Origin of the sequence: Streptomyces torulosus, from assembly GCF_001419765.1 — a bacterium.
Classification (GTDB): domain Bacteria; phylum Actinomycetota; class Actinomycetes; order Streptomycetales; family Streptomycetaceae; genus Streptomyces; species Streptomyces torulosus.
In genome coordinates this window covers 1-1,496 of the sequence record NZ_LIRK01000961.1, presented here as the reverse complement: position 1 = coordinate 1,496, position 1,496 = coordinate 1, and the positions used below count along the sequence as shown (strand labels likewise).

The 1,496-nt window shown below is 70.7% G+C and carries 2 protein-coding genes; one reads left to right on the top strand and one right to left on the bottom strand.

Annotated features, from left to right (window positions below; translation table 11 throughout):
• On the top strand, positions 1-907 hold a 907-nt coding region (locus AOK23_RS43095), incomplete at its 5' end, for a type IV secretory system conjugative DNA transfer family protein (RefSeq protein WP_240496850.1).
• Here AOK23_RS43095 and AOK23_RS43090 read toward each other — a convergent pair.
• Positions 896-1,468: a GNAT family N-acetyltransferase gene (locus AOK23_RS43090; RefSeq protein ID WP_055717809.1), complete on the bottom strand. Its 573-nt coding sequence runs from the start codon at positions 1,466-1,468 to the stop codon at positions 896-898. The two genes, AOK23_RS43095 and AOK23_RS43090, sit on opposite strands and share 12 nt — an antisense overlap.
• Between the last annotated feature and the right edge of the window lie 28 nt (positions 1,469-1,496).

Below are 1,496 nucleotides of genomic sequence, written 5' to 3'. Positions count from 1 at the left end.
CGGCGGGGCGGAAACCCGTCGCCCCGCCGCCATCCAGGCGGTACGTGACGCCGAGGGCCCGGCCCTGGTCGTCACCTCCGACCCCGTCCTCTGGTCGGACACGAAGGACGTCCGGGCGAAGCTGGGCCCGGTCCTCCTCTACGACCCCGCGCACCGCTGCGACACCCCGGCCCGCCTCCACTGGTCCCCCATCTCCGGCTGCGAGGACAAGCCCACGGCGGCGGCCCGCGCCATGGCCCTGCTCGCCCCGATCCGTCCCACGGCCAAGATCGACCAGGCGGTGGCGGACGCGGCGGAGACCCTCCTCCGCAGCTATCTGCACGCCGCGGCAATAGATTCACGCACCGTCCGCCACCTCCACCGCTGGGCCCAGGGCACGAACGTCCAGGAAGCCGTACGCATTCTCCGTACGAACGCGAAGGCGGCCGCCGGCTCCGCGGGCGAACTGGAGTCGGCCCTCACGTCCCACCCCGAACGCCGGGACATCGCCCAGGCCCTGACGGCTCGTGCGCTCTCGGCGCTCTCCACGGTCAACGTCCGGGAGTCCTGCACCCCGAACCGAGCGGACTCGCTGGTCCTGGATTCCTTTGTGCACGAGGGGGGAACGCTTTATGTGGTCGGCGACCCCATCGAGGACCCGAAGGCGAACCCTTCCGCCATGCCGCTGTTGACGGCCCTCGCCTCAAGCGTGGTCGAGCGCGGCCGGCGCGTGGCCGAACGGTCATCCTCCGGCCGCCTCGACCCACCACTCACCCTGGTCCTCGACGACGTGGCCGCCGTGGCCCCGCTGCCCCAGCTGCCCGACCTCCTCGCCGCCGGCACGGACCGGGGCCTGCCGACACTGGCCCTCCTCCGCTCCCGCGAACAGGCCCGAGCCCGCTGGCCCCACGCCGAACTACCGGTCTAGCGCACGGTCGAGCACGAACTCCAACTCGGACTGCCCGCCGTGCCCGGCCACCGGCACGGTCCGTCCACTCGGCACGAACCCCACCTTGCGGTAGAACGCCTGGGCCCGCGGATTCTCCTCGTGGACGATCAACCGAACCCGTTCCACGTCTCGGTTCCAGGCCCACTCCACGGCAGCGTCGAAAAGCCGCTCGGTCAGCCCACGGCCCCGCTCCTCAGGCCGCACGTACACCCCGACGAGATGGCCCTGCAGCCGTTCCACCGGCATCCCGGCCCAGTCCGTGGACCCGGCTTCCTCGATCAGTACGGTGACGGACCCGACCCATGTCCCGTCGGCCCGCTCGGCGATGATCTGCCGCACGCCGAGTGCCCCTTCGGCACCGCCGGCGGCCCGCTCCTTCCAGAAGGAATCGGGCCTGCTGTTGGCCTGCTCGTACGTCTCCAGAAAGGCGACGTGGGCCATGGGGTCCTGCAATGAGGCAAGCCGCAGCTCTTTCACCGCGGGCCACTCCTCCGCGTGTATGAAGCGAACCGTGTATTTCTCCGCACCCGTGTCACTCATACAAAGACCCTAAACGCAGAAAGCCCCC